At 57.9% G+C, this 24,226-nt stretch carries 24 protein-coding genes; 15 read left to right on the top strand and 9 right to left on the bottom strand.

Annotation, left to right across the window (positions count from 1 at the left end):
• Positions 1–53 precede the first annotated feature (53 nt).
• Entirely contained in the window at positions 54–794 is a 741-nt protein-coding gene (locus G6L97_RS11395) for a DUF1223 domain-containing protein (protein WP_003516643.1), read from the top strand.
• A 397-nt stretch (positions 795–1,191) separates the two neighbouring features.
• Positions 1,192–1,584, top strand: a complete 393-nt coding sequence (locus tag G6L97_RS11390) for a DUF2794 domain-containing protein (RefSeq protein ID WP_003516645.1) — start codon at positions 1,192–1,194, stop codon at positions 1,582–1,584.
• Positions 1,585–1,721: 137 nt separating this feature from the next.
• Here G6L97_RS11390 and G6L97_RS11385 read toward each other — a convergent pair whose 3' ends face one another.
• From G6L97_RS11385 to G6L97_RS11375, 3 genes are all read right to left on the bottom strand, one after another.
• Complete coding sequence (locus tag G6L97_RS11385) at positions 1,722–2,459, bottom strand: Bax inhibitor-1/YccA family protein (RefSeq protein ID WP_174002922.1); 738 nt, start codon at positions 2,457–2,459, stop codon at positions 1,722–1,724.
• A 218-nt stretch (positions 2,460–2,677) separates the two neighbouring features.
• Positions 2,678–5,239, bottom strand: coding sequence for an ABC transporter permease (locus G6L97_RS11380; RefSeq protein ID WP_111782570.1), 2,562 nt, complete (start codon positions 5,237–5,239; stop codon positions 2,678–2,680).
• A complete protein-coding gene (locus tag G6L97_RS11375; RefSeq protein WP_038492408.1) occupies positions 5,236–5,946 on the bottom strand; it encodes an ABC transporter ATP-binding protein in 711 nt (236 codons plus the stop codon). Before G6L97_RS11375 ends, G6L97_RS11380 begins: the two co-directional genes overlap by 4 nt.
• A gap of 90 nt (positions 5,947–6,036) precedes the next feature.
• On the opposite strand from G6L97_RS11375, the gene G6L97_RS11370 reads away from it, so the two are divergent.
• Both G6L97_RS11370 and thpR read left to right on the top strand, forming a co-directional pair.
• A complete protein-coding gene (locus tag G6L97_RS11370) occupies positions 6,037–6,687 on the top strand; it encodes an arylesterase (protein WP_111788685.1) in 651 nt (216 codons plus the stop codon).
• 68 nt (positions 6,688–6,755) lie between these two features.
• Positions 6,756–7,349 (top strand): RNA 2',3'-cyclic phosphodiesterase, encoded by a 594-nt coding sequence (gene thpR, locus G6L97_RS11365; RefSeq protein WP_003516655.1) that lies wholly within the window; start codon positions 6,756–6,758, stop codon positions 7,347–7,349.
• On the opposite strand, the gene G6L97_RS11360 is transcribed toward thpR, so the two are convergent.
• Positions 7,283–7,762, bottom strand: a complete 480-nt coding sequence (locus G6L97_RS11360) for a low molecular weight protein-tyrosine-phosphatase (protein WP_111788686.1) — start codon at positions 7,760–7,762, stop codon at positions 7,283–7,285. The genes thpR and G6L97_RS11360 overlap by 67 nt on opposite strands.
• Positions 7,763–7,842: 80 nt before the next feature.
• Between G6L97_RS11360 and G6L97_RS11355 the strand changes: the two genes are divergently transcribed.
• The 7 genes from G6L97_RS11355 to G6L97_RS11325 all read left to right on the top strand — a co-directional run bounded on the left by G6L97_RS11355 (position 7,843) and on the right by G6L97_RS11325 (position 13,652).
• The gene (locus G6L97_RS11355; protein ID WP_013636908.1) at positions 7,843–8,148 is read left to right on the top strand and encodes a 4a-hydroxytetrahydrobiopterin dehydratase; all 306 of its coding nucleotides are present in this window, start codon (positions 7,843–7,845) and stop codon (positions 8,146–8,148) included.
• Positions 8,149–8,199: 51 nt separating this feature from the next.
• On the top strand, positions 8,200–8,580 hold the full coding sequence (locus tag G6L97_RS11350; RefSeq protein ID WP_038492401.1) for a YkvA family protein: 381 nt from the start codon (positions 8,200–8,202) through the stop codon (positions 8,578–8,580).
• Positions 8,581–8,878: 298 nt separating this feature from the next.
• Positions 8,879–9,382: an invasion associated locus B family protein gene (locus G6L97_RS11345; protein ID WP_003516662.1), complete on the top strand. Its 504-nt coding sequence runs from the start codon at positions 8,879–8,881 to the stop codon at positions 9,380–9,382.
• 266 nt (positions 9,383–9,648) lie between these two features.
• Positions 9,649–10,821: a 23S rRNA (adenine(2503)-C(2))-methyltransferase RlmN gene (gene rlmN, locus G6L97_RS11340; protein WP_075807724.1), complete on the top strand. Its 1,173-nt coding sequence runs from the start codon at positions 9,649–9,651 to the stop codon at positions 10,819–10,821.
• Positions 10,822–10,929: 108 nt separating this feature from the next.
• Positions 10,930–11,883 carry an ABC transporter substrate-binding protein gene (locus G6L97_RS11335; protein WP_065705186.1) on the top strand — a complete coding sequence of 318 codons (954 nt, stop codon included), beginning with the start codon at positions 10,930–10,932 and terminating at the stop codon, positions 11,881–11,883.
• A gap of 96 nt (positions 11,884–11,979) precedes the next feature.
• Positions 11,980–12,861 (top strand): ABC transporter permease, encoded by an 882-nt coding sequence (locus G6L97_RS11330; protein ID WP_111782573.1) that lies wholly within the window; start codon positions 11,980–11,982, stop codon positions 12,859–12,861.
• Entirely contained in the window at positions 12,858–13,652 is a 795-nt protein-coding gene (locus tag G6L97_RS11325; protein ID WP_111782574.1) for an ABC transporter ATP-binding protein, read from the top strand. Before G6L97_RS11330 ends, G6L97_RS11325 begins: the two co-directional genes overlap by 4 nt.
• Positions 13,653–13,697: 45 nt before the next feature.
• Here the strand turns inward: G6L97_RS11325 and G6L97_RS11320 are convergent, their stop codons facing one another.
• Entirely contained in the window at positions 13,698–14,345 is a 648-nt protein-coding gene (locus G6L97_RS11320; protein WP_003516674.1) for a LysE family translocator, read from the bottom strand.
• A gap of 151 nt (positions 14,346–14,496) precedes the next feature.
• Positions 14,497–15,351 carry an SDR family NAD(P)-dependent oxidoreductase gene (locus tag G6L97_RS11315; protein WP_003516675.1) on the bottom strand — a complete coding sequence of 285 codons (855 nt, stop codon included), beginning with the start codon at positions 15,349–15,351 and terminating at the stop codon, positions 14,497–14,499.
• 339 nt (positions 15,352–15,690) lie between these two features.
• Between G6L97_RS11315 and G6L97_RS11310 the strand changes: the two genes are divergently transcribed.
• Complete coding sequence (locus tag G6L97_RS11310; protein WP_111782626.1) at positions 15,691–16,914, top strand: argininosuccinate synthase; 1,224 nt, start codon at positions 15,691–15,693, stop codon at positions 16,912–16,914.
• Positions 16,915–16,969: 55 nt separating this feature from the next.
• On the opposite strand, the gene G6L97_RS11305 is transcribed toward G6L97_RS11310, so the two are convergent.
• The 3 genes from G6L97_RS11305 to G6L97_RS11295 all read right to left on the bottom strand — a co-directional run bounded on the left by G6L97_RS11305 (position 16,970) and on the right by G6L97_RS11295 (position 19,183).
• The gene (locus G6L97_RS11305; RefSeq protein WP_111782627.1) at positions 16,970–18,148 is read right to left on the bottom strand and encodes a multidrug effflux MFS transporter; all 1,179 of its coding nucleotides are present in this window, start codon (positions 18,146–18,148) and stop codon (positions 16,970–16,972) included.
• Between the two features lie 20 nt (positions 18,149–18,168).
• The gene (locus G6L97_RS11300; protein ID WP_003516681.1) at positions 18,169–18,624 is read right to left on the bottom strand and encodes a MarR family winged helix-turn-helix transcriptional regulator; all 456 of its coding nucleotides are present in this window, start codon (positions 18,622–18,624) and stop codon (positions 18,169–18,171) included.
• A gap of 133 nt (positions 18,625–18,757) precedes the next feature.
• On the bottom strand, positions 18,758–19,183 hold the full coding sequence (locus G6L97_RS11295; protein WP_111782575.1) for a hypothetical protein: 426 nt from the start codon (positions 19,181–19,183) through the stop codon (positions 18,758–18,760).
• A gap of 176 nt (positions 19,184–19,359) precedes the next feature.
• Between G6L97_RS11295 and G6L97_RS11290 the strand changes: the two genes are divergently transcribed.
• The 3 genes from G6L97_RS11290 to G6L97_RS11280 all read left to right on the top strand — a co-directional run bounded on the left by G6L97_RS11290 (position 19,360) and on the right by G6L97_RS11280 (position 24,112).
• Positions 19,360–21,420 carry a M3 family metallopeptidase gene (locus tag G6L97_RS11290; RefSeq protein ID WP_111782576.1) on the top strand — a complete coding sequence of 687 codons (2,061 nt, stop codon included), beginning with the start codon at positions 19,360–19,362 and terminating at the stop codon, positions 21,418–21,420.
• Between the two features lie 149 nt (positions 21,421–21,569).
• Positions 21,570–23,390, top strand: a complete 1,821-nt coding sequence (typA, locus tag G6L97_RS11285; RefSeq protein ID WP_003516684.1) for a translational GTPase TypA — start codon at positions 21,570–21,572, stop codon at positions 23,388–23,390.
• A gap of 215 nt (positions 23,391–23,605) precedes the next feature.
• Positions 23,606–24,112, top strand: coding sequence for a GNAT family N-acetyltransferase (locus G6L97_RS11280; protein WP_003516685.1), 507 nt, complete (start codon positions 23,606–23,608; stop codon positions 24,110–24,112).
• The last annotated feature ends 114 nt before the right edge of the window (positions 24,113–24,226 follow it).

The raw sequence follows: 24,226 nt of genomic DNA, 5'->3' as shown, positions 1-24,226 counted from the left end.
GGGTTGATCGCATCAATTCGTCTGGATATCTGCTCCGGACAAAGGTTCTTGTAATGCCGCTGAAATTGCCCCTGTCGATATGTCTTCTCGGCACGTTCCTCGTCACATCCGCGCATGCGCAGGAAGCTGTGAAGGGCGTTGTCGAGTTGTTTACATCGCAGGGATGCGCGTCCTGCCCGCCGGCGGACGAAGCGTTGCGCAAGATGATCCAGAAGGGTGATGTGGTCGGCCTCTCCTACCATGTCGACTACTGGAATTATCTTGGCTGGACAGATTCCCTGGCATCGAAGGAAAATACAGAGCGGCAATATGGCTACATGCGCGCCCTCGGCCGCAACGGTGTCTATACGCCGCAGGCCATCCTGAACGGTCGCGACCACGTCAAGGGTGCGGATGTCCGCGGGATTTACGACAGGCTGGATGCTTTCAAGCGGGAGGGCCAGGGGCTGAACGTGCCGGTCGCGTCCAAATTTGCCGGTGACGAGGTGGAGATCGATATTGGCGCCGGTAGCGGCAAGGCCGATGTCGTGGTCGCCTATTTCACGCGCGAACAGACGGTGGATGTGCAGAAAGGCGAAAACCAGGGGAAGAAAATGTCCTACTGGCACAGCGTCTATGACGTGCAAACGGTTGGAATGTGGGATGGTTCACCGATGACGGTGAAGCTCCCGGCGAGCGTGGTGGCAAAGGTGAAAAAGGGCGGCTGCGCCGTGCTGTTGCAAACGGCAAATGCCAGCGGCGATCCGGCGGCAATCGTCGGCGCAAGTATTTTACTGGGGAATGAAACACCCTGATCGCCTGTCTGGCGATGGAAGATCCGATCCGGGCATTGGGGGCTGGGGGTAAAGGGTCAATGCACCGGATCGGGTCATCTTGGTGCCTAGGCATCAATTGACAATAGGACTATTCCATTCAATTCGGGCCATGGTTTGACCGAAATACGGCAGGCCGTGCTAAAATGGCTGCCTAAATGGTTACCTTTTTTACCCCTGCTTTTTTCTAAGGCAACGTCCTTATGGGCATCGGAGGGCGTCTTTCTGCGTCGCAGACGCCGGGTTTCGCTGCCGTCCTAAGACCGTAAAACCCGCCTCCAAAGTTGCGATCTCATGTTCAATGGCTGTTCGAGACTTGCAATTTTGTCTTCTCCGGCTCACATTAATCGGACGACTTGGGTGGAATCGGAGGTATTGGATGACCGATCAACCGGATGTGCAGCAGGTTCAGACCGCTTCACGCGACAGTTCCACCGTTGTCGATCTCCGCGAGTACAAAAAAGATAAAGACCCTCTGCCAATTACATTCCACCGGCGTGAGCTGGATGCGATCCTGCGCATCTATGGCCGCATGGTGGGAGAGGGCGAGTGGCGCGACTATGCCATCGACCACTTGAGGGAAAAGGCGGTATTTTCAGTCTTTAAACGCTCGGGTGAAATGCCGCTCTACAGGATCGAGAAGAACCCCAAGCTGGCGGCGAAACAGGGGGCCTATTGCGTGGTGAATACGGATGGCCGCATTCTCAAACGTGGCCACGAGCTGCCGCAGGTTCTCAAGGTTTTCGACAAGGTCCTGAAGCTCATCGAGTGAGATGAGACGGGACGAGCTACCCTGCCGCAGCTTCGTGCGGACACGCGGGTGGAGAGGCGATCAAGTCTCGAATTTCGGTAAATAAAAAGGCGGCCGAATGGCCGCCTTTTGCATGTTTGCCAGTTGGGTTGCTGCCCTTACTTGTCACGGTTGCCCATGAACTGCAGGAGGAACATGAACAGATTGATGAAGTCGAGATAGAGCGTCAGCGCACCCATGATCGCCTTGCGGCCAGCCACGGCAACTTCGTCGCCATCGAAATACATTTCCTTGATCTTCTGCGTGTCATAGGCGGTGAGGCCAGCGAAGATCAGCACGCCAATCGCGGAGATCGCGAACTGAAGCGCGGAAGAGGGGAGGAAGATGTTGACGATGGACGCGATGATCAGGCCGAACAGACCCATGATCAGGAACGAACCCATGCCCGAAAGGTCTTTCTTCGTGGTGTAACCGTAAAGCGAGAGCGCGCCGAACGAGGCAGCGGTCACGAAGAACGTCTGTACGACGCTCTGGCCGGTATAGACCAGGAAGATCGAAGACAGGGACACGCCCATCAGCGCCGCATAGACCCAGAAGGTCATCTGGGCAGCAGAAACGCTCATGTTCTGGATACGGAAGCTAAGAAAGAACACCAGTCCGAGCGGTGCGAGCATCACAACCCAGCGCAACGGCGATGCATAGAGCAACTGGGCGAAAGCCGGATTGGTGGTCGCGAGCGTGAAGGTAGCGAACGCAGCAACACCGGTGATGACCAGAGCCAGTGCCATAAGGTTGTAAACCTTAAGCATGTAGGCGCGAAGACCTTCATCGATCATCGCACCAGTCTGTGCACGGGTCTGGGCCATGCGGTTCTGGTAGTTATTGAAGTCAGCCATTGTTTCCTCTTTTGAGCTCCGTAATTGCTACGGTGTCGGGATACCTCCCGGGCGCCGCTGCGGAGCTTCAGCAAGCCTGCCCAAGAATATGATGGCAGAACGTGTCCGATACAAGGCCTTTTGCAGTCGAAAAGACACCATATGCGCGAAAAGCGCTCACGTTTCAGCGATCATTACAAAGAATTAATCGTTAAAGTTAAGCAGCGCACAACCGAAGATTATTCACCCGCCTGCCGCAAAACCGGAGCGGCCTTCTGCCCGAGAATTCGCCATGTGCCCATGAGGCCGATGCCTACCGTCATGACGAGGGCGACGACGACCGTGCCGATCGCCACATCCGGCAGGAAACTGGAGGGCAGCTTCATGATGCGGGAAATGACGAACCAGGCGGAGACGCCGCCGGCGAAAAGCGCAAAAACGGCGGTGGCGAGACCGAGCATCATATATTCATAAGAGAAGGCGCGGATCAGCAGGCTGCGTGTACCGCCCAGTGTTTTCAGGATGACCGCATCATGGGTGCGGGCACGGTTTCCGGCGGCAAGAGCGCCAGCGAGGACGAGGACGGAGGCTATGAGCGCAACGGCCGCTGCGGCACGAATTGCGGTGGCAAGCTGGCCGACCAGCCGGTTGACCACATCGAGCGCGTCCTTCACGCGTACGCTTGTTATCGTCGGGTAGGCATTGGTAACGGCGCGCAATATCTGGCCCTCCTCGCTTGCGGATGCGGAGGGGTCGGCGAGTGTGGCAAGCCAGGCATGTGGTGCGCCACGGAAGGTATTGGGTGAAAACACCATGACGAAATTGATCGACAGCGATTCCCATTCGACATTGCGCAGATTGGCGATCTTTGCCGTGATGCTGCGGCCGAGCACGTTGACGGTAACGGTGTCGCCGATCTTGAGGCCCAGTTCCTGCGCCTCTTTCGCCGCAAAAGAGACCAGCGGCTCGCCGCTATAATCCGGTCCCCACCATGTTCCTTCGGTCAGCTTGGCGTTTTCGGGAGCATCCTGCGAATAGGTTATGCCCCGATCACCGCGCAGCAGCCAGCGGCCGGATGGCGGCACATCTATCTTCGTCACGTCCTCGCCATTAAGAGCCAGAATGCGGCCGCGCAGCATCGGCACCTCGGTCAGCGTGCCCTGAGGCGCTTCTTGCCTGAGAAGATCGCGGAAGCCCTGCAACTCGGTGCCCTGAATATCCACGAAGAAGAAATTCGGCGCTCGTTCCGGCAGGCTGTCGGTCAGTTCGCGGCGCAGATTGCCGTCGATAAGCGTCAGGGTCACCAGCAACGTCAGCCCGAGGCCGAGGGAGAGAACGACGGAGGGGGTGAGCGCACCCGGCCGGTGAATATTGCCGATCGCCAGGCGAAGGGCGGCGGAATGAACGCGCGGGCTGCGTTTGGCGATGGCCTTGACGCCTGACGCCACCAGTCGCAGCACCACAAACGCGAAGGCGATGGCGGCAAGGAAAACCAAGGCGATGAAACGTTCTTCTGCCGAAAAAATGGCAAGTACGGCCAGCGCAGCCAACAACAAGCCCGTCACGGCGAGATAAGGCCAGGACGGCCAGCTGCCCTCCTCGAACCCCTGCTCTCGAAAAAGGGCGGTCGCGGGAACTTCGCGCGCCTGGCCGAGTGGCACGATGGCGAAGGCAAGTGTCGTCAAGATGCCGAACAGGGCGGCAAGACCAAGTGCTGCCGGATAGAAGGCAAGCTCTTTCGGTACCGGAAGCACACCCTCCAGAAACCGCATGGCGATCAGCGGGGCGATGGCGCCCACAGCGAGGCCTATGATGATGCCAACGGCGGCAATGAACACGATCTGGAAGAGATAGGTCATGGTGACCACGGAAGCCGGCGCGCCGAGGCATTTCAGCGAGGCGATCGTGGTGCGCTTGGAATCGAGGAACGCGCGAACGGCGTTCGCAACGCCGACGCCGCCAACGATGAGGGCAGTCAGGCCCACCAGCGTCAGGAATTGCGAGAAGCGGTTGACGTTTTCGGTAAGCGATGGCGCTGCCCGGTCACTCGTGCGGATGGACCAGCCGGCATCGGGAAACGTCTTGTTGGCCGCATCGGTCATCGTTGCCCGCGCTGCAGGATCGTTCAGCATGATCTTGTAGGCGTGTTCGACCAGACTTCCGTTCTGAACGAGGCCTGAGGCGAAAAGCGCATCGCGGCTGACCATCAGCCTTGGGGCAAAACCGAAGCCGTCGGACAGGGCATCCGGCTCGTCGACAACCGTGCCGGTCAGTTTCAGCTTCACATTACCGAGAAGGATGTCGTCGCCGACCTTGATGCCCAGCCGCTCCAGGAGAAGCGGCGCGGCCACGGCGCCATAGGTATCGCCGTTCGCAGCCAGAAGCTCGCTCAGAGGCCGGTTTGGATCTGCCACGAACGCGCCGTAAAGCGGATAGGCGCCGTCTACGGCCTTCACTTCCGTCAGCGTCTGTTCGGAACCATCGGCAAGGCGCGCCATGGAGCGCAGCCCGGTGGAAACCGCAATTTTGCCGAGGCCATCGAGGTAGGCCCGTTCCTCTGCGGTTGCCTCCCTGTTGCGCAGCTCGAAGCGCACATCGCCAGCCAGTATCGATTGGCCTTCCGTCGCAATCGCGCTGGTGACGGCGCGTGACACGGAGTTAACGGCGGCAATGGCGCCGGTTCCGAGCGCGATGCAGGCGAGGAAAATATAGAAGCCACGAAGGCCGCCGCGAATTTCGCGCCGCGCGAGCCTCAATGCGTTTTTGATGTTGGCAACAGACGGGAGAATGGAGCCGATCATGCCGATACCGCCCGGGCCATATGGGCAGCGGCGCTGTCACCCTCTATCTCGCCGGAGCGCACCTTGATCTGTCTTGAGCAACGGGCGGCCAGTGACGGATCATGCGTGACAAGGATCATCGTCATGCCGCGTTCGGCCTGTTTTGAGAAAAGAAGATCGGCGATCTGCTGGCCCGTATCCGCATCCAGATTGCCGGTCGGTTCGTCTGCGATCAACACGGCGGGGGAGGGTGCAAGCGCGCGGGCGATCGCAACACGCTGCTGTTCGCCACCGGAGAGCTGGCCGGGATAATGGTTGAGGCGTTCGCCGAGACCGACAGCAACGAGTTCCCGTTTGGCGATCTCGAAGGGGTTAGGCACGTTGGCCAGTTCCAGCGGAACGGCTACGTTTTCCAGCGCCGTCATATTGGCGATGAGGTGGAAAGACTGGAAAACGATGCCGATATTCTTGCCGCGGAAATCCGCGAGAGCATCCTCGCCGAGCTTATGCAATTCCGTGCCCGCTATGACGATCTCGCCGCTATCCAGCCTTTCGAGACCGGCAAGCACCATGAGAAGCGTCGATTTTCCCGAACCGGAAGGGCCGACGATGCCCACCGCCTCGCTTTCGCCAATGGCAAGATCGATGCTCTTGAGAACGTGAACGGAGGCGGCGGCGTTGCCGAGCGTGAGGTCGGCCTTCTTAAGCTCTATGATGCTTTTCGTCACAATTCTCGTTCCTATATATGATGAAAACAGTCTGGCGGTGTCGATGCGGACGGTATTTCAGACAATGCAAACCAAGTTAGGAAAGCCGTGATGAGATTTAAAGCTGCCCTGTTTCACTTCATCGTCATTTTCGCAGCCGCCTTTTCCGCCTCGGCGGTCATGGCGCAGGAGCGGACATTGCAACTGGTTGGCCTGGGCGACAGTCTCATGGCGGGTTACCAGTTACCCCCCACCGATGGCTATACGGCACAGCTTGAAGCTGCATTAAAGGCCAAGGGCGTTAATGTTACCGTCACCAATGCCGGTGTGTCCGGCGATACGTCCTCAGGCGGTCTGGCTCGGGCGGAGTGGTCGGTTCCCGATGGCACGGACGGGGTCATTCTGGAACTCGGCGCCAATGATGCGTTGCGCGGTATTGCGCCGGAACAGACGGAAAAGAACCTCGACGCCATCATTTCCGGCTTTCAGAAACGCAACATAGCGGTGCTGCTAGTCGGCATTATGGCACCGCCGAACATGGGTGACGATTACGCCAAGCGCTTCAACCCGATCTATCCGAAGCTTGCAGAAAAATACAACCTGCCGCTTTATCCGTTTTTTCTGGATGGCGTGGTGACGGATGATAAGTTGAAGCTGGAGGACAAGATGCATCCCAATACGCAGGGTGTGGCGATGATGGTGGAGAAATCTTTGCCGACTGTTGAAAGCTTCATCAAGACAATCGGTGCGCAAAAAAAATAAGCACTTGCGCCCGCCTGCATTGCATGATTCGCTATGCTTGTTCTGCCAAGAGATTCGGGGAGCTCGCCATGCCGAGACTGTTTATCGCCCTCGAAATTCCGCGCAATGCGGCTATGAGCCTGTCATTGTTGCGCGGTGGTCTGCCGGGAGCCCGGTGGATCGATGTGGAGAATTATCACATAACCCTGCGTTTTATCGGCGATATCGACGGGAGAACCGCCGATGAGGTCGTTGACAGGCTGGACCGGATCGACAGGCCGGAATTCCAGCTCAGTCTCAACGGGATGGGTTCCTTCGGCTCCAAGAAACCGCATTCGATCTGGGCGGGGGTTTCCCCCTCGCCGGAAATGAATGCGCTTCAGGCGGAGGTCGAGAGGATCTGTCAGAGGATCGGCCTGCCGCCGGATCCGCGCAAGTTCATGCCGCATGTGACGCTGGCGCGGTTGCGCTCTTCACGGCTGGACGATGTGGTGCAGTATCTTTCCGGGCGCGGCAATTTCCGCACATCCGCCTTCACGGTCGGTCGTTTCGTGCTGATGTCGTCCAAGGAATCGGTGGGTGGCGGACCCTACATCGTGGAAGAGGTGTTCCCGCTTCACGAAGCGCGGTCCAGCGCCATCTTCTCGAGCAACGAGCTGCATCCCGCAAAAAGCATGTTGTAGACGACCAGAAATCCGTCGTCGCCACCGAAGTAGGGATCGGGCACGTTTTCGTGGCGTCCCGAAGCGTAGTCCAGGAACAGGTGGATTTTGTGCTTCCGGTTTTCGGGCGCCTTTCGGAGCAGTTTCGCGAGATTTCCTCCGTCCATGGCAAGGATGAGATCGAAGGTCTCGAAATCGGCCTGGCTGACCTGCCGCGCACGCTGCAGGGAAATATCGATGCCATGCTTGCGGGCGATTGCGATGGATCTGCGATCCGGGGCGGTACCGGTGTGCCAACCGCCGGTGCCGGCGGAATCGACAGTGAGTTGGCGAGACAGGCCTCCGGTTTCGGCAAGGTTTGTCAAAATGCCTTCGGCAAGCGGTGAGCGGCAGATATTGCCCATGCAGACAAAAAGAACGGCTGTATGTTTCATTGAATATGCGTCGATCCGGTCGTTGAGGCGTTAATGTTTGTCCGAAACAGCGGATCGCATGTCAAGCGGAGGCAAGATGCATGAAATATCCCAGACTTGAGCCGGAAGCCATCCGGCAGGCGCTTTTAAAACTCGAAGGCTGGTCCTTGCGCGAGGACGGGGCGGCAATCGTCCGGTCGTTCAAATTTGCGAGTTTTGCGGAGGCTTTTGGTTTCATGGCGGAGTCCGCACTCGTGGCAGAAAAGCTCAATCATCATCCAGAATGGTCCAACGTCTATTCGCGCGTCAGGGTCTGCCTCACCACCCACGATTCGCAAGGCGTTACCGAGCGGGATTTCCTGCTCGCGGAGGCCATGCAGAAGGCGGCAACGGGCCGTGGGAATTGAACGGCGGGCTTTAACTCCCATATAATAACCGTGACCGGAGGACCGTCGATCATGGATGATGTGAAAATCGGTGAAATTCTTTTGCCCGGGGAAACGGGCAGCGAGGGCGAACGCGAACGCGTCGTGCGCGCCAAATTCTGGCCGAAGCTGAAGCGTGTGATGACCAAGGTGCCCTTCGCGCGCGATGCGGCAGCAGCCTATTATTGCGCGATCGACCGGGATACTCCGCTGCGTGCCAAGGGCATTATTCTGGCCGCGCTTGCCTATTTCATCATGCCGTTTGATGCCATACCGGACATGCTGGCGGTCGTTGGTTTTACCGACGACATCGCGGTCATTACGGCCGCGCTTGCGATGATCCGCGCCCACATCAAGATGGAGCATTACGATGCAGCGGATGCCATGCTGAAACGGCAGCAGGAGGCCGAATAACACGTCTGTGATGACGAGGCTCCTCGGAGCCGGGCAGGTGACAAATTGTTGCCTGAATTTGTGTGTCATAGACAAGACGGGGAGGGCGTGCCACGCCTTTCTTCTCAGGGTGCGGGCGTAGCCGATCTGTAACACTTCAAGACGTTTTCGGCATTTTATACGTGTTGTTGACGGTTTGGTAACCGCTTCCTGACCACAATGAGAAAAGACGATCCGCACCTGAACGTGGCCGATCCATAAACATGGAGCCCGCCGCTGCTTCGGGCCAATGGAAGACAATAACCCGGCAGGAAATTCTATGTTTGTAAGAAGTGTAGCAACCGCAGTGGCCATTTTGCTGACCAGCGTCGGCGTAGCATCTGCACAGTCGCCCACGCGCATCCAGCAGTTCAATGCATGGGGCGCCTATTCGTACAAATCGGGCAACAGCACCGTCTGCTACGTTCTTTCCATCCCAACTTCCAAGGAACCGGCGAGCGTCGATCACGGCGATATCTTCTTCATCGTGTCGCAGCGTCCGGGCCAGAATATTTCCTACGAGCCGCAGGCCATGGTGGGTTACCCGCTGAAGCAGGGCTCCAAGGTCAATGTCACGATCGACAACAAGAACTTCGTGATGTTTACCAAGGACAAGGCTGCCTGGGTTGAAAATGCTGCCGAAGAACCCGCTCTCGTGGCCGCGATGAAGGGCGGCAAGTCGATGACGGTGAAGGCGGTGTCCGGCCGCGGCACCGCGACTTCGTATTCCTATTCGCTTTCTGGCATTTCGGCTGCTTTTAAGCAGATCGAAAGCTGCAAGTAATCCTGACGCTTCGTCAGCTTCGTGATTGGCCGGTCATCGACCGGCCATTTGCGTTTTTGCTTGTTTGATGCTAAAGGCGCGGCAACATTGACAGGCGGATGCGCGAAAAGTGCTCCGCCTTTGATTTTCTCGACATGCAGACGATTTTCCGCCTTTCCTAAAGGCCGGTCGTGCGATGCATTGGATGATGGGATAGCGTGATGTCCGTATTGCATGCCCCTGCCGGTCTGGCAGTCAAAACTCCCCTGATCGCCAATAGCGATCTCATGTCCGGCAAGCCGTCGCTGATCGGCATGACGCGGGAGGAAATGGGCGAGGCGCTGGCCGAGATCGGCGTGCCGCAGAAGCAGGTGAAGATGCGTGTCAGCCAGTTGTGGAACTGGCTGTATGTGCGCGGCGTCTCGGATTTCGACAACATGACCAATGTTGCCAAGGAACTCAGGGAAAAGCTGAAAGCAGCCTTCACCATTGCCCGCCCCGAAATCGTCGAGGAGCAGATTTCCAACGACGGCACCCGCAAATGGCTGATGCGTTTTCCGCCGCGCGGTGCGGGACGTCCTGTCGAGATCGAGACGGTCTATATTCCCGAAGAAGGACGCGGCACGCTTTGCATTTCGAGCCAGGTGGGCTGTTCGCTGACGTGTTCCTTCTGTCACACCGGCACGCAGCGTCTGGTGCGGAACCTGACGGCCGAGGAAATTCTCTCCCAGCTTCTGCTCGCCCGCGACCGGCTCGGCGATTTTCCTGACGGTTCGACGCCGGTCGGCGCCTATGTGCCGAGCGAAGGCCGCAAGGTCTCCAACATCGTGATGATGGGCATGGGCGAACCGCTCTACAATTTCGAACATGTGAAGACCGCACTTCTGATCGCCACCGATGGTGACGGCCTGTCGCTCTCCAAGCGTCGCGTGACCCTGTCCACCTCGGGCGTCGTGCCGGAAATCTTCCGCACGGGCGATGAGATCGGCGTCATGCTGGCGATTTCACTGCATGCGGTGCGCGACGATCTGCGCGACATGCTGGTGCCGATCAACAAGAAATACCCGCTGAAGGAGCTGATCGAGGCTTGCCGCAATTATCCGGGTGTCTCCAACGCCCGCCGCATCACCTTCGAATATGTGATGCTGAAGGATGTGAACGACAGTCTGGAAGACGCCAAGATGCTGGTGCAGCTTCTGAGGGGCGTTCCAGCCAAGATCAATCTCATTCCTTTCAATCCGTGGCCAGGCACGAATTACCAGTGCTCCGAATGGGCGCAGATCGAGAAGTTCGCGGATTTCATCAATCAGGCGGGTTACGCTTCGCCGATCCGTACGCCGCGCGGCCGCGATATTCTCGCTGCCTGCGGCCAGCTGAAATCGGAATCCGAGCGCATGCGCAAAACCGAAAGGCTGGCTTTCGAGGCGATGATGATTGCCAACCACGGTGCGGACGACTGAATCGACGCCAATCGCGGCAGAAAGCTTGGTTCGTTACGGTTCTTTGATTGATTTCGGGCGGTCTTGTTTCTAATAAGACGGCAATAAGAAACCAACTGGAGGATACCTATGCGTGCATTCATTCTGGCGCTCGCGGCCGCGAGCGCCCTCGTTCTGCCGGCCAAGGCTGAAAACGTCACCGTTGCCGTCACCGCCATTGTCGAACATCCGGCGCTTGACGCCGCACGTGACGGCGTCAAGGCAGCGCTTGCCGAAGCCGGTTACAAGGAAGGCGAGAACCTCAAGTTCCTCTACGAGTCCGCGCAGGGCAATCCAGGCACCGCAGCGCAGATTGCGCGTCAGTTCGTGGGCGAAGCCCCCAATGTCATCGTGCCGATCTCCACACCGTCCGCCCAGGCTGTCGTTGCGGCGACGCGCGACATTCCGGTTGTCTTCACGGCTGTTTCCGATCCGGTTGGCGCACAGCTCGTCAAGGACATGCAAAAGCCCGGCCGCAACGTGACCGGGCTTTCCGACATGCTGCCGATTGCTGAGCATCTGGCGCTGATCAAGGAAATTTCGCCCAACGCCAAGTCCATCGGCTTTATCTACAACTCCGCCGAGGCCAACTCCGTCTCGACGCTTGCAGCGCTGAAGGCTGAGGCTGAAAAGGCCGGCCTGAAGGTCGTTGAATCTGTCGCCACAAAATCCGCCGAAGTGCAGGGCGCGACGCGCGCACTGGTCGGCAAGGCCGACGTGATCTACGTGCCGACCGACAATACCATCGTTTCCGCTTTCGAGGCGGCAGCTGGCGTTGCGAGTGAGGCGAAGATTCCGCTTTATGCCGCCGATACGGATTCCGTTGCGCGCGGTGCGGTTGCGGCTCTCGGCTTCAATTATTTCGACGTTGGCAAGCAGACCGGCGCTGTCGTTGTTCGCATTCTCAAGGGTGAGAAGCCCGGCGACATTCCGGCAACCGTTGCCGTCGGCACCGATCTGGTGATCAACAAGAAGGCTGCTGAAAAAGCTGGCGTCACCTTCCCCGAAAGCGTGACGAAGCGCGCCACCAAGGTCATCGACTAAACCGGACTTCGGGCGGCGGTCACTCGCCGCCCGTTTTGCGCGGCACGCAATGGTGCCCGTATCCGCCGACGCGGCGGCAATAACAAGGACATTACCGTGAGCCAAATCGCTTTCTGGGGTGCCGTGGAACTGGGACTGGTCTTCGCCTTCGTGGCGATCGGCGTCTATCTCGCTTTCAGGGTACTTGATTTTCCTGATCTGACCGTTGACGGTTCCTTTCCGCTCGGCGCAGCCGTTGCGGCAGTGATGATCATCGCCGGCCTCAATGCCTGGGTCGCGACGGCGATTGCGATGGTTGCCGGCGCCGGTGCTGGCATCGTTACGGCCACGCTCAACGTTCGGTTCAAGATACTCAACCTGCTTGCGTCAATCCTGACGATGATCGCGCTGTTTTCGGTGAACCTTCGGGTGATGGGAAAACCGAATGTGGCGCTGCTCAATCAGGATACGATGATCTCGCCGTTCTACGGTCTCGGTCTTTCCGAATATCTCGTGCGGCCACTCTTTATCGGCGTTCTGGTATTGCTCGCTGTCATGCTCGTCTGGCGTTTCCTTGAGAGCGACGCGGGCCTTGCCATGCGGGCGACGGGCGCGAATGCGCGGATGGCGCGCGCCCAAGGGGTGAAGACCGGCAACCAGATCTATCTTGGCATGGCGCTTTCGAATGCACTGGTCGCGCTCGGCGGCGCGCTTTTTGCGCAGACCAATGGCTTTGCCGATGTGACTGCCGGTGTCGGCACCATCGTCGTCGGGCTTGCGGCCGTCATCATCGGCGAAACGCTGTTCGGCTCGCGGGGCATTCTGATTGCGCTCATCGGCTGTGTTTTCGGCTCCATCGCCTACCGCCTTGCCATCCAGCTCGCTTTGTCGAGCGATGCGCTGGGTCTCAAGGCCTCCGATCTCAATTTCGTTACGGCAGTATTGGTAGCCATCGCATTGATCCTGCCTCGACTGCGCCGCGGGGGAGCAACATCGTGATTTCCCTTTCCGACATTCAGGTCATCTTCGGGCGTGGCACACCGCTGCAAAAGCAGGCGCTGGCCAAGATCGATCTTACCATCGAGGATGGTTCCTTCGTTACCGTGATCGGCTCCAACGGTGCCGGCAAATCCACGCTTCTCGGCGTTCTCGCGGGCGATGTCCTGCCGACGGCCGGAAAGGTGATGGTTGGTGGCGCCGATGTCACACGCAAAACGACCGCCAGCCGGGCCGGGCGGGTGGCGCGCGTGTTTCAGGACCCACTGGCTGGCAGCTGTGGCGCGCTCACAATTGAGGAGAACCTTGCGCTTGCGGCGTCTCGCGGAGAGCGTCGCGGCTTGTTGCCGGCGCTTGGGCGCGGCAGGCGGGATTTCTTCCGGGAGCGTATCGCTTCGCTCAATCTCGGTCTGGAAAATCGTTTGAAGGACCGCATGGATCTGTTGTCCGGCGGGCAAAGGCAGGCGGTCTCGCTTGTCATGGCAACGCTTTCCGGTTCGGACGTGTTGCTGCTTGACGAACATACGGCAGCACTCGATCCCGGCATGGCGGAGTTCGTGATGGAGCTGACCCGCAAGGTGGTTTCCGAGCGCAAGCTGACGACGCTGATGGTTACCCATTCCATGCGTCAGGCGCTGGACTATGGCGACCGCACGATCATGCTGCACGCCGGTGAAATCGTGCTCGATGTGTCCGGCGAAAGCCGCAATGGTCTTCAGGTCGAAGATCTTATCGACATGTTCCGCAAGATACGCGGCCAGACGCTTGATGACGATGAGCTATTGATTGGCTGATGAGTTATCCGAAAGGCGCCTGCGGGCGCCTTTTTTATTTGTGCGTCATCGCGTCTGGGTGAGGAAAATCTTGACGGCGAAAAGCGAAAATACACCGGCGATCGTATAATCCAGCCCGCGCAGAACCTTCTTGTTGCGCTGGAGCCAGGCCGACAGCACATCGGCGGCAACGACGATGCCGATGCCGATCGGCAGCGCCACGATGATTGACCAGAGCCCAAGGAAAATAAGCTTGCCGGTGACATGCGGATCGGATGCGCTGACGAATTGCGGCAGGAAGGTCATGAAAAAGATGATGACCTTTGGATTGAGCAGATTGACCCAAATACCGTTCAGCAAGGCGGATTTCAGTGAAGATTGCTGTTTTTCGCCCGTGGTCTTGACCATCACGAAATCCGAGCCCTTGCGGATCGCCTGAATGGCGAGCCAGACAAGATAGGCGGCCCCGCCGGTCTTCAGGATGAGGAAGGCTGTCGGCGATGCGACGATGAGGGCAGCGACGCCGAAGGCAACCAGCATCGTATGCACGGTAATACCGAGATTGGTGCCCACAAGGGTCATGAAACCCGCTGCCCGGCCCTCGCGTATTGACCGGCTGATCCATAGCGTCATGTCAGGACCGGGCGTTACCGCCAGAAGCAGGATGGCGACGGTGAAGGCGGCAAGTGTTGGCAGGCTCGGAACGAAATCCATCGCGGCACCCGTAAAGCTGGAGACTGCCGTTGCTTAACGCGAATTCGCGTTTCTGCCAATGTTTTTGCGCGCCGGGACATTGGTACGAAAACCGGAGATGATCAAAAGTGGATAGCCGCCGCAACTTTCAAAGTGCGGCGGCGTCGGGCGATCAGTTTTTGAGGAAGCTGGTGAAGGCGGCGGAATATTCGGTGTGCCAGCGCGACAGTGGCGGACGATTTTGGACGATGTCTTGAGCTGCCCACAGAATGCGTTTCTCGTCCGTCGGGCGATCCACTTCGCCATCCGGGCAGAGAATGTAGAAATCGCCCCTGGCGATGCTCTCGATCATGAAATCAACGGTTTGCTCGCCGGTCCAGGCTCCTGCTGGTTTTTCCGTCCTGCCATTTGCCGTGAGGCCGGTAAAGACGAAACCGGGGATCAGGAGATGGGCGGAAACCGCACTGTTCGGAATATTGCGCAGCTCGTGCTGTAGCGCTTCCGTGAAGGCTTTGACGCCGGCCTTCGAGACATTATAGGCCGGATCGCCCGGCGGGGTGGTGATGCCCTGTTTCGAACCGGTATTGATGATGAGCGCGGCCTCGCCATGGGCGACCATGCCCTGCCCAAACACCCGGCTGCCGTTCACGACACCCATCAGGTTGACGTTGATGACTTTTTCCCAGTTGGCCTGAGCCCCGAAGATGGCGCTGCCCGGCTGGATGCCGGCATTGTTCATCAACACATGAACCCGCCCGAAACGCTGGATGACAGCGCGTTCCAGCGCCTCAAGCTCATCGAGTTTCGACACGTCGGTCGGTATTGCGACGATCTGTGCTTCGCCGTCCTTTGCGATGGTCAGAATATCAGCATGCGCTGCGGCAAGCCTGTCACCGTCGAGATCGACGAGGACGACGCTCATGCCGAAACCGGCAAATTTCCGGGCCGCGGCAAGTCCGATACCGGAGGCCGCGCCGGTGATGACGGCGACATTATCTTCCTTGAATGCAGGGTGGATGGTCGTCATAGGTTTTCCTTTCGCGTCGTTTTGTGCTGTTTCCAGCCGTTTGCAACGTTGCCTGAACCCTGAGTGGCTTCATTCACGGTCTTCAAGTTGATCGCGCCGCTTCATGTTAAAGCGCGAAATCGCATAATGCATGTGACAATTCGTTCGTTCCAGTCATGACGCGCTGTTGCGGGGATCTGACCTTTCGCAAATGCCTATTGCCCTTTCGTCCTATTCGTTGTTTTGTCGGGCATCTTTTCCGAAAATCGCTTCACAGTTTTCGGGTTGCACTGTAAAAGTGCCGAAATCCCAAGGAAATGGCGGTACCCCGATGCCGTCATCATGCAGATGGACATCATAATGGCACTCCCGAAAGACGTTAAGAAAGTCGTTCTCGCCTATTCCGGCGGCCTCGACACCTCGATCATCCTGAAGTGGCTTCAGACGGAACTCGGCGCTGAGGTCGTGACCTTTACCGCCGATCTCGGCCAGGGCGAAGAGCTTGAGCCGGCGCGCAAGAAGGCCGAAATGCTGGGCATCAAGGAAATCTTCGTCGAGGACGTCCGCGAAGAGTTCGTGCGTGATTTCGTTTTTCCGATGTTCCGTGCCAACGCCGTTTATGAAGGTGTCTATCTGCTCGGTACCTCCATCGCCCGCCCGCTGATTTCCAAGCACCTGATCGAGATCGCCAAGAAGACCGGTGCCGATGCCATTGCGCATGGCGCCACCGGCAAGGGCAACGACCAGGTCCGTTTCGAGCTTTCGGCCTATGCGCTGAACCCGGATATCAAGATCATCGCCCCATGGCGCGACTGGACTTTCAAGAGCCGGACCGACCTTCTGGAATTTGCCGAAAAGAACCAGATTCCCGTGGCCAAGGACAAGAAGGGCGAAGCGCCGTTCTCCGTCGACGCCAACCTGCTGCACTCCTCGTCCGAGGGCAAGGTTCTGGAAGACCCGGCTAAGGAAGCTCCGGAATATGTGCACATGCGCACCATTTCCCCGGAAGCGGCGCCTGACAAGGCAACCGTTATCAAGGTCGGTTTCCGCAAGGGTGATGCCTGCTCCATCAACGGTGTGGAAATGTCGCCTGCCACGCTTCTGGCGACGCTCAACAATTATGGTCGCGAAAACGGCATCGGCCGTCTCGATCTGGTCGAGAACCGCTTCGTCGGCATGAAGTCGCGTGGCGTCTACGAAACGCCCGGCGGCACCATCCTGCTGGCTGCGCATCGTGCGATCGAATCCATCACGCTCGACCGGGGTGCCGCGCATCTGAAGGACGATCTGATGCCGCGTTACGCCGAACTCATCTATTACGGCTTCTGGTTCTCGCCCGAGCGCGAGATGCTGCAGGCCCTGATCGACAAGAGCCAGGAGCATGTGGAAGGCGAAGTGACGCTGAAGCTCTACAAGGGCAATGTCATGGTGACCGGCCGCGAGAGCGCGAAGTCGCTCTATTCCGACGCGCTGGTGACGTTCGAGGACGACCACGGTGCTTATGACCAGAAGGACGCAGCTGGCTTCATCAAGCTCAATGCCCTGCGCCTGCGCACCCTTGCGAAGCGTAATCTCGGCAAGTAATTCTGCTGAAGTATGAATTGGAAAAACCCGCAGGTGGCAACGCCTGCGGGTTTTTTCATGTCTCTCTTCTGGAAACGGCGCGAAAGCCGATGTAGCTGGCAACGGCCACGAATTCCATCACCGGAATGATGATGCCGAAGCTGGTCAGCGGGGAACCTATGAGCGAGGCCATTGCCCCACCCGCAAAGCCAGATCCCATCTGGATGAAACCCATCATGGCCGATGCCGAGCCGGCGATATGCGGGAAGGGGGCGAGGGCCGCCGTGACCATCGAAGGCGTCAACAGCGCGATCCCGACCGTCGCCACCGCGACGGGTCCCATGATGGAGAGGAAGGATGGTGGCACGAGGAAAACCGACAGCATGATGAGAAGACCGCCCGTGCCGGAAAAACAAAGGCCAAGCACGACGGAACGCCGGTCGCCCAGTCTAGGCGCGATGTAACGCAACGCAATCGAACCGAAGAAATAGGCGCCTGTTTGCATCAGCATGCCGACACCGAAGGCCGTGGGGGACATGCCGACTTCGTTGATAAGGATGAAGGTCAGCATGGTGGCTTGCGCATAAAGTGCGCCGATGGAGCCGCCGAGCACCAGGGCGGCCAGAAGAAAACGCGGCTGCTTCAGCAATGTGCCATAGGCAGACAGAAGGTGTCGGGGTCGGATCCTGGTTTTGTCAGGCACCGTCGTTTCACGCAGAAAAAGCACCACCGAAAGGATGGCGATAGCTCCGAGACCGGCCATGAGGAAAAACACCGATTGCCAGCCAAAAGCCGCAAGTGACAGACCACCGATCGTCGGCCCCATCGCAGGGCCGATCGCCAGCATGATGCCGATGAGGTTCATGATGCTGGAGGCTTCCGGGCCGGTGAACTGATCGCGCACCACGGCGCGCGCAACAGTCATGCCAACGGAAGCGCCGATGCCCTGAACGAGGCGCGCGAACAGCAGCACTTCGATGGTTGGGGCCAAGAGGGCGAGCACACCACCGCCCAGAAAGATCGACAGGAAGACGAGGCTCGCCTTGCGCCGCCCGAAGGCATCGGATGCCGGCCCGGCAAGCAATTGGGCTAAGGCAAAACCGGCAAAATAGAGCGAGAGGCTGAGTTTTATGGCAGATTCGGTGGTTGCGAAAACCCGTGTCAGTTCCGGCATGGCCGGCGTGTAAATCGACATGGAAATGGGCGCCAGCGCTGTCAGCAATGCTCCGAGCAAAGCCGTGCGTTTTCTGGACATGATCGTTTTCGACATTGCGATCAGCCGTTCTGGCCCTGCTGTTCCGGTTGCAGATTGTTGCGAAGCGTCTGCAGGAAGCTACGGAAAAGCGCGACTTCCTCTTCGTTCAGTCCCTGTGTGGCCTGAAGAACGAGCTGGTCGATTTCATGACCGACAGCTTCCAGCATGTCGGCGGAGGTTTTCGTCAGGACGATACGTTTGGAACGCCTGTCCTGCGGGTCCTGCTGGCGCTCTATCAGATTGAGTGACTGCAACTTGTCGAGATAGGCGCAGATCGTCATGGGTTCGATGCCGAGACGGGCGGCGATGTCAGCCTGTTTGCTGCCATCGATAACCGCAACTGTCAGCAATGCTCTTGCTTCGCCGGGGGTAAGGCCCAGTCCGGCTTCCGAGATGCGGCGCTCAAATGCACTGTTCAGCAGGCGTGCGCCGCTGTTCAGCAAAAATGCCAATGAATCTTTTTCGCGTGTGCCCATGCTTCGCCTTTTGGTAAGTCAGCCTTACTAAGTTTCGGACGATAAGCAATGGCGCATAAATCATATTATCGAAAATTGCGTAAAGTATTCGTCAGTTTGATTGCGGGACGTCCAACAACATTGCCTGTCATCGTCACGTCGAAGCAAAAAAAGACAATACACCCTGCATTTTTTCCACTTCATCCGTCGTGCCAATGGAACGGGCAATCTCGATCCGGTCAGAAAAATACGTCACGAAGTCGAAATCCGTGTCGTCGGTCACGTCGGCAATGTCAATCACCTCGCCATTGGCATTCAGCGTCTGTGCCGGAAGTTCGGACGAAAGCTCAAGCCAGGTATCGTGGCTGATTTTTCCGGTATCGTAATATGCCTGCGCGATTTCCCGCAATTGCCGGGGGCTAACACGGGTGAAATCGATGCGGTCTATCGTTTCTTCAAAGCCGGTGGCCGCGTCGGATGGGGCTGCCTTGCCGAAATCGGGGCTTCCCACGGGTCTGCTGTTTTTGGGATTGTCCCTGAAAAGGAAACTATTGGCAGACCTTAAAGAATAAATCTCCATAATACATATCTCCATCATGGGATATTATTGCGAGAAATCAAAACATGCCGTCGCCATGCCGGTCAATTCTTGGCGGTGTTGACGATCATGTCTTCCACACCAAATTCCGGCATATTGAATTGGCGGTGGAGGCATGCCCATATGGGCGTAAACCGGAATTGTACAAGGAAGATGAAATGCCATCCACGACCGCGCCCTATCCCGCACTCGTTACCTGGAACGGTCAGAACGGTCTGCCGAAATTCGATGCGGTCAAGGATGAGGATTTTGCTCCGGCCTTTGAAGCCGCCCTTTTGTCCCATGAACAGGAAATCGATGCGATTGCCGGCAATCCGCAGGCGCCGACCTTCGAAAACACCGTGACCGCGCTTGAAATCGCAGGCGACGAACTCTCGCGCATTTCGGCGCTGTTCTGGAACAAGGCGGGTGCCCACACCAACAGCGTCATTCAGGCACTGGAGCGGGAAATCGCGCCGAAAATGTCACGGCACTATTCCAAGATCGGCATGAACGAGGCGCTGTTCAGACGCATCGACACGCTATGGGAAACGCGCGATTCGCTTTCCCTGACCGGCGAGGAAAAACGCGTTCTCGAACGGCACTGGAAGGGTTTCGTGCGCTCCGGCGCAAAGTTGCAGAAGGACCGTCAGGAGCGTCTGGCGGCCATCAATGAAGAGCTTGCCGGTCTCGGTGCCAAATTCGGGCAGAATGTTCTGGCGGATGAAAAGAGCTGGAAACTTTTGCTCTCCACCGATGACGAGCTTTCCGGCATTCCCGGTTTTCTGCGTGATGCCATGGCAGGCGCCGCGCGCGAACATGGCGAAGACGGCAAATTTGCCGTTACCCTTTCCCGCTCCATCATCGAGCCATTCCTGACCTTCTCCGAACGCCGCGACTTGCGCGAGCAAGCCTTCAAGGCCTGGGTGGCCCGCGGCGAAAATGGTGGCGATACCGACAACCGCGCAACCGTCCGCCGTACGCTGGAACTGCGTGAGGAAAAGGCACAGCTTCTTGGCTACAAGAATTTTGCTGCCTACAAGCTGGACGACACGATGGCAAAAACGCCGGATGCCGTGAACGGTCTTCTGGGCCAGGTCTGGGAAAAGGCCGTGCTGCGCGCAGGTGAGGAGGAGGCTGAACTTGCCTCCATCATCGCCGCGGAGGGCAAGAACCACGAGGTGATGCCCTGGGACTGGCGCCATTACGCCGAAAAGCTGCGGGCACAGAAATTCAGCTTCTCCGAGACCGAATTGAAGCCGTATCTGCAATTGGAAAAGATCATCGATGCGTGTTTCGATGTGGCCAACCGGCTCTTTGCAATTCGTGCCGTCGAGATCAAGGGTGTCGCCGCCTATCATCCCGATGTGCGGGTTTTTGAAATCCGCGACGACAAGGGCGACCTGAAGGCCATGTTCCTCGGCGATTATTTCGCCCGCCCGTCCAAGCGTTCCGGCGCGTGGATGAGTTCGTTCCAGTCGCAGCACAAGCTGCCTTTGAAGAACGGCACTGTCGGTGAAATACCGATCATCTACAATGTCTGCAATTTTGCAAAACCGGCAGAGGGAAAGCCTGCGCTGCTTTCGCTCGATGATGCGCGCACGCTGTTTCACGAATTCGGCCACGCCCTGCACGGCATGTTATCTGATGTCACCTATCCTTCCGTTTCTGGAACGGGTGTGTCGCGCGATTTCGTCGAGTTGCCGTCGCAGCTTTACGAACACTGGCTGACCGTGCCGGAAATTCTGGAGAAATATGCCCTGCATTATGAAACCGGGGCACCGATGCCAAAGGCGCTGCTGGACAAGGTTCTGGCAGCACAGACCTTCAATGCTGGTTTCAGCACGGTGGAATTCACTTCTTCGGCCATCGTCGATATGGCGTTCCACACCCGTGACAGCGTCGGCGATCCCATGGTCGTACAAGGTGAGGTGCTTTCCGCCCTGAACATGCCGAAGTCCATCGTCATGCGGCATGCGACGCCACATTTCCAGCATGTGTTTTCCGGTGATGGTTATTCGGCCGGTTATTATTCCTACATGTGGTCGGAGGTGCTGGACGCCGACGCGTTTTCTGCCTTCGAGGAGACCGGCAACGCCTTCGATGGTGAAATGGCGCGCAAGCTGAAAGAGAATATCTATTCAGTCGGTGGCTCGATCGATCCGGAGGAGGCCTATCTTGCTTTTCGCGGCAAGATGCCAAGTCCCGATGCCATGCTTTTGAAGCGCGGCCTCGTATAAAAGACTGTCATATTCTTGAGCTAGAACCTGAGCGCAGGGGGCATATGACAATGCCCCCCTTTCGCATTTGCAAAAAAAAGGTTATGAGCGCGCCAAACTAAATTGGCGCATCTCACGACGGTAGCGCCCAACCTCAGAGATTTTGAACAATGGCAATTCGCAACATCGCGATTATCGCGCACGTTGACCATGGAAAAACGACGCTCGTTGACGAGCTTCTGAAGCAGTCCGGCTCGTTCCGCGACAACCAGCGCGTTGCGGAACGCGTGATGGATAGCAACGATCTCGAAAAGGAACGCGGCATCACCATTCTTGCCAAGGCGACTTCGGTGGAGTGGAAGGGTGTTCGCATCAACATCGTCGACACCCCCGGCCACGCCGATTTCGGCGGCGAAGTTGAGCGTATCCTGTCGATGGTGGATGGCGCGATCGTTCTGGTCGATAGTTCCGAAGGCCCGATGCCGCAGACGAAGTTCGTCGTCAGCAAGGCGCTGAAGGTTGGTCTTCGCCCGATCGTCGCGATCAACAAGATCGACCGTCCGGATGGCCGCCATGAAGAGGTCATCAACGAAGTTTTCGACCTTTTCGCAAACCTCGATGCTACCGACGAGCAGCTCGACTTCCCGATCCTTTACGGTTCCGGCCGTGACGGCTGGATGAACGTCAACCCAGAAGGTCCGAAGGATCAGGGTCTTGCACCGTTGCTCGATCTGGTTCTCGAGCATGTTCCGGAGCCTACGGTTGAAGAAGGTCCGTTCCGTCTGATCGGTACGATCCTCGAAGCCAACCCCTTCCTCGGCCGTATCATCACCGGCCGTATTGCTTCCGGTTCGATCAAGCCAAACCAGGCCGTGAAGGTACTTGGCCAGGACGGCAAGACGATCGAAACCGGTCGTATTTCCAAGATCCTCGCATTCCGCGGCATTGAGCGCACATCCATCGATGAGGCCCATGCGGGTGACATCGTCGCCATCGCTGGTCTTTCCAAGGGCACTGTTGCCGATACCTTCTGTGACCCTTCCGTCACCGAGGCGATGACCGCGCAGCCGATCGATCCGCCGACCGTTACTATGTCCTTCATCGTCAACGACAGCCCGCTTGCCGGCACCGAAGGCGACAAGGTCACGAGCCGCGTCATCCGCGACCGTCTGTTCAAGGAAGCCGAAGGCAACGTCGCGCTGAAGATTGAAGAGGCTGAAGGCAAGGATTCGTTCTTCGTTTCCGGCCGTGGCGAATTGCAGCTGGCAGTTCTCATCGAAACGATGCGTCGCGAAGGCTTCGAGCTTGCAGTTTCGCGTCCGCGCGTTGTCATGCACAAGGACGAGAACGGCGCCATGATGGAGCCGATCGAAGAAGTCGTGATCGACGTCGATGAAGAGCATTCCGGCGTCGTCGTTCAGAAGATGTCCGAGCGCAAGGCTGAAATGGCTGAGCTCCGTCCCTCCGGCGGTAATCGCGTTCGTCTGAAGTTCTACGCTCCGACCCGCGGCCTGATCGGCTACCAGTCGGAACTTTTGACCGACACGCGCGGCACGGCGATCATGAACCGTCTGTTCCACGACTATCAGCCGTACAAGGGTGCGATTGCTGGTCGCGTTAACGGCGTTCTTTTGTCGAACGGTTCGGGCGAAGCTGTCGCCTACGCCATGTTCAACCTGGAAGATCGTGGCCCGATGATCATCGAGCCGGGTGAGAAGGTTTATGCCGGCATGATTATCGGCATTCACTCTCGCGATAACGATCTCGAAGTGAACGTGCTGAAGGGCAAGCAGCTGACCAACATCCGCGCCGCCGGCAAGGATGAAGCCGTAAAGCTGACGCCGCCGATCCGCATGACGCTCGACCGCGCGCTTTCCTGGATTCAGGACGACGAGCTGATGGAAGTGACGCCGAAGTCCATCCGTCTGCGCAAGATGTTCCTCGACGCCAACGATCGCAAGCGTTTCGAAAAGGCGAAGCTCGCAGTTTGATTGCGGCTTCCCGTCAAGAATTTGAAAAAACCCGGCCGCGAGCCGGGTTTTTTTATGCGCATGTTTTATTTGTGCATGAGTCGAAAGACCCTTGTGTCAAAGGTTAAGGATGCGTTAATTTTTCTCGGTCGTCCACATGAATAGGCTGTGGGTAAGCTTGCTGTCGTTAACCTTTATGGCTGGCAAGTTTTCATGGTCGGGGCCAGAATCGCGTTATGAAAACGTTATCCATAGATGTTCGCCGAGCCGAACCGCAAGATGCGCGCGCAATAGCCGAAGCGCACCGTCTGTCATGGCAACAGGCCTATGCCGGGCTGATCCCGCACCGACCGCTGACGCAGATGCTGGAGCGCCGCGGCGAAATCTGGTGGAAGAAGGCGACCCGGGGTTCCGCAACCATGCTGGTGGTGGAAGTGAAGGGCGTGGTTGCCGGATATGCCACGCTGGGCTTAAGCCGTGCGCGTGGGCTGCCGCATGACGGCGAGATCTACGAGCTTTATCTGCGGCCGGAATATCAGGGCATCGGGCTTGGCTCGCTGCTGTTCACGGAAGCTCGCCGGCTGCTGACCTCGCTCGGCTGCAACGGTGTTGTGGTCTGGTGCCTCGAAGATAGCGAGGTCGCCAATCGGTTTTTCCGTTCCCATGGCGGCCGGGACATCGCCGAGGGCATGGAAGATTTCGGCGGCAGGTCGCTGCGCAAGATCGGTTTCGTCTGGAACTAAGTACGCAGCCGGGTGATTTCACGCCGGTTTCATTTTTTCCGGTCGGCCATTCGCAATCCCGATGCCCTCAAATTCGGCATTCTGCCTTATCCGCCTAAAGCCATGTTGCAATAC

It is taken from the genome of Agrobacterium tumefaciens (assembly GCF_013318015.2).
GTDB lineage: Bacteria > Pseudomonadota > Alphaproteobacteria > Rhizobiales > Rhizobiaceae > Agrobacterium > Agrobacterium tumefaciens.
This window is presented reverse-complemented; position numbering and strand designations above follow the sequence as displayed.

Bases quoted from the DNA above. Each gene is read 5' to 3' on its own strand.
- G6L97_RS11345 (WP_003516662.1), top strand. From the start codon at position 8,879: ATGTTTGTAAGAAGTGTAGCAACCGCAGTGGCCATTTTGCTGACCAGC.
- G6L97_RS11295 (WP_111782575.1), bottom strand. From the start codon at position 19,183: ATGGAGATTTATTCTTTAAGGTCTGCCAATAGTTTCCTTTTCAGGGAC.
- G6L97_RS11290 (WP_111782576.1), top strand. From the start codon at position 19,360: ATGCCATCCACGACCGCGCCCTATCCCGCACTCGTTACCTGGAACGGT.
- G6L97_RS11355 (WP_013636908.1), top strand. From the start codon at position 7,843: ATGAAATATCCCAGACTTGAGCCGGAAGCCATCCGGCAGGCGCTTTTA.
- typA (WP_003516684.1), top strand. From the start codon at position 21,570: ATGGCAATTCGCAACATCGCGATTATCGCGCACGTTGACCATGGAAAA.
- G6L97_RS11320 (WP_003516674.1), bottom strand. From the start codon at position 14,345: ATGGATTTCGTTCCGAGCCTGCCAACACTTGCCGCCTTCACCGTCGCC.
- rlmN (WP_075807724.1), top strand. From the start codon at position 9,649: ATGTCCGGCAAGCCGTCGCTGATCGGCATGACGCGGGAGGAAATGGGC.
- G6L97_RS11315 (WP_003516675.1), bottom strand. From the start codon at position 15,351: ATGACGACCATCCACCCTGCATTCAAGGAAGATAATGTCGCCGTCATC.
- G6L97_RS11305 (WP_111782627.1), bottom strand. From the start codon at position 18,148: ATGTCCAGAAAACGCACGGCTTTGCTCGGAGCATTGCTGACAGCGCTG.
- G6L97_RS11350 (WP_038492401.1), top strand. From the start codon at position 8,200: ATGGATGATGTGAAAATCGGTGAAATTCTTTTGCCCGGGGAAACGGGC.
- G6L97_RS11385 (WP_174002922.1), bottom strand. From the start codon at position 2,459: ATGGCTGACTTCAATAACTACCAGAACCGCATGGCCCAGACCCGTGCA.
- G6L97_RS11300 (WP_003516681.1), bottom strand. From the start codon at position 18,624: ATGGGCACACGCGAAAAAGATTCATTGGCATTTTTGCTGAACAGCGGC.
- G6L97_RS11280 (WP_003516685.1), top strand. From the start codon at position 23,606: ATGAAAACGTTATCCATAGATGTTCGCCGAGCCGAACCGCAAGATGCG.
- G6L97_RS11310 (WP_111782626.1), top strand. From the start codon at position 15,691: ATGGCACTCCCGAAAGACGTTAAGAAAGTCGTTCTCGCCTATTCCGGC.
- thpR (WP_003516655.1), top strand. From the start codon at position 6,756: ATGCCGAGACTGTTTATCGCCCTCGAAATTCCGCGCAATGCGGCTATG.
- G6L97_RS11380 (WP_111782570.1), bottom strand. From the start codon at position 5,239: ATGATCGGCTCCATTCTCCCGTCTGTTGCCAACATCAAAAACGCATTG.
- G6L97_RS11370 (WP_111788685.1), top strand. From the start codon at position 6,037: ATGAGATTTAAAGCTGCCCTGTTTCACTTCATCGTCATTTTCGCAGCC.
- G6L97_RS11335 (WP_065705186.1), top strand. From the start codon at position 10,930: ATGCGTGCATTCATTCTGGCGCTCGCGGCCGCGAGCGCCCTCGTTCTG.
- G6L97_RS11360 (WP_111788686.1), bottom strand. From the start codon at position 7,762: ATGAAACATACAGCCGTTCTTTTTGTCTGCATGGGCAATATCTGCCGC.
- G6L97_RS11390 (WP_003516645.1), top strand. From the start codon at position 1,192: ATGACCGATCAACCGGATGTGCAGCAGGTTCAGACCGCTTCACGCGAC.
- G6L97_RS11395 (WP_003516643.1), top strand. From the start codon at position 54: ATGCCGCTGAAATTGCCCCTGTCGATATGTCTTCTCGGCACGTTCCTC.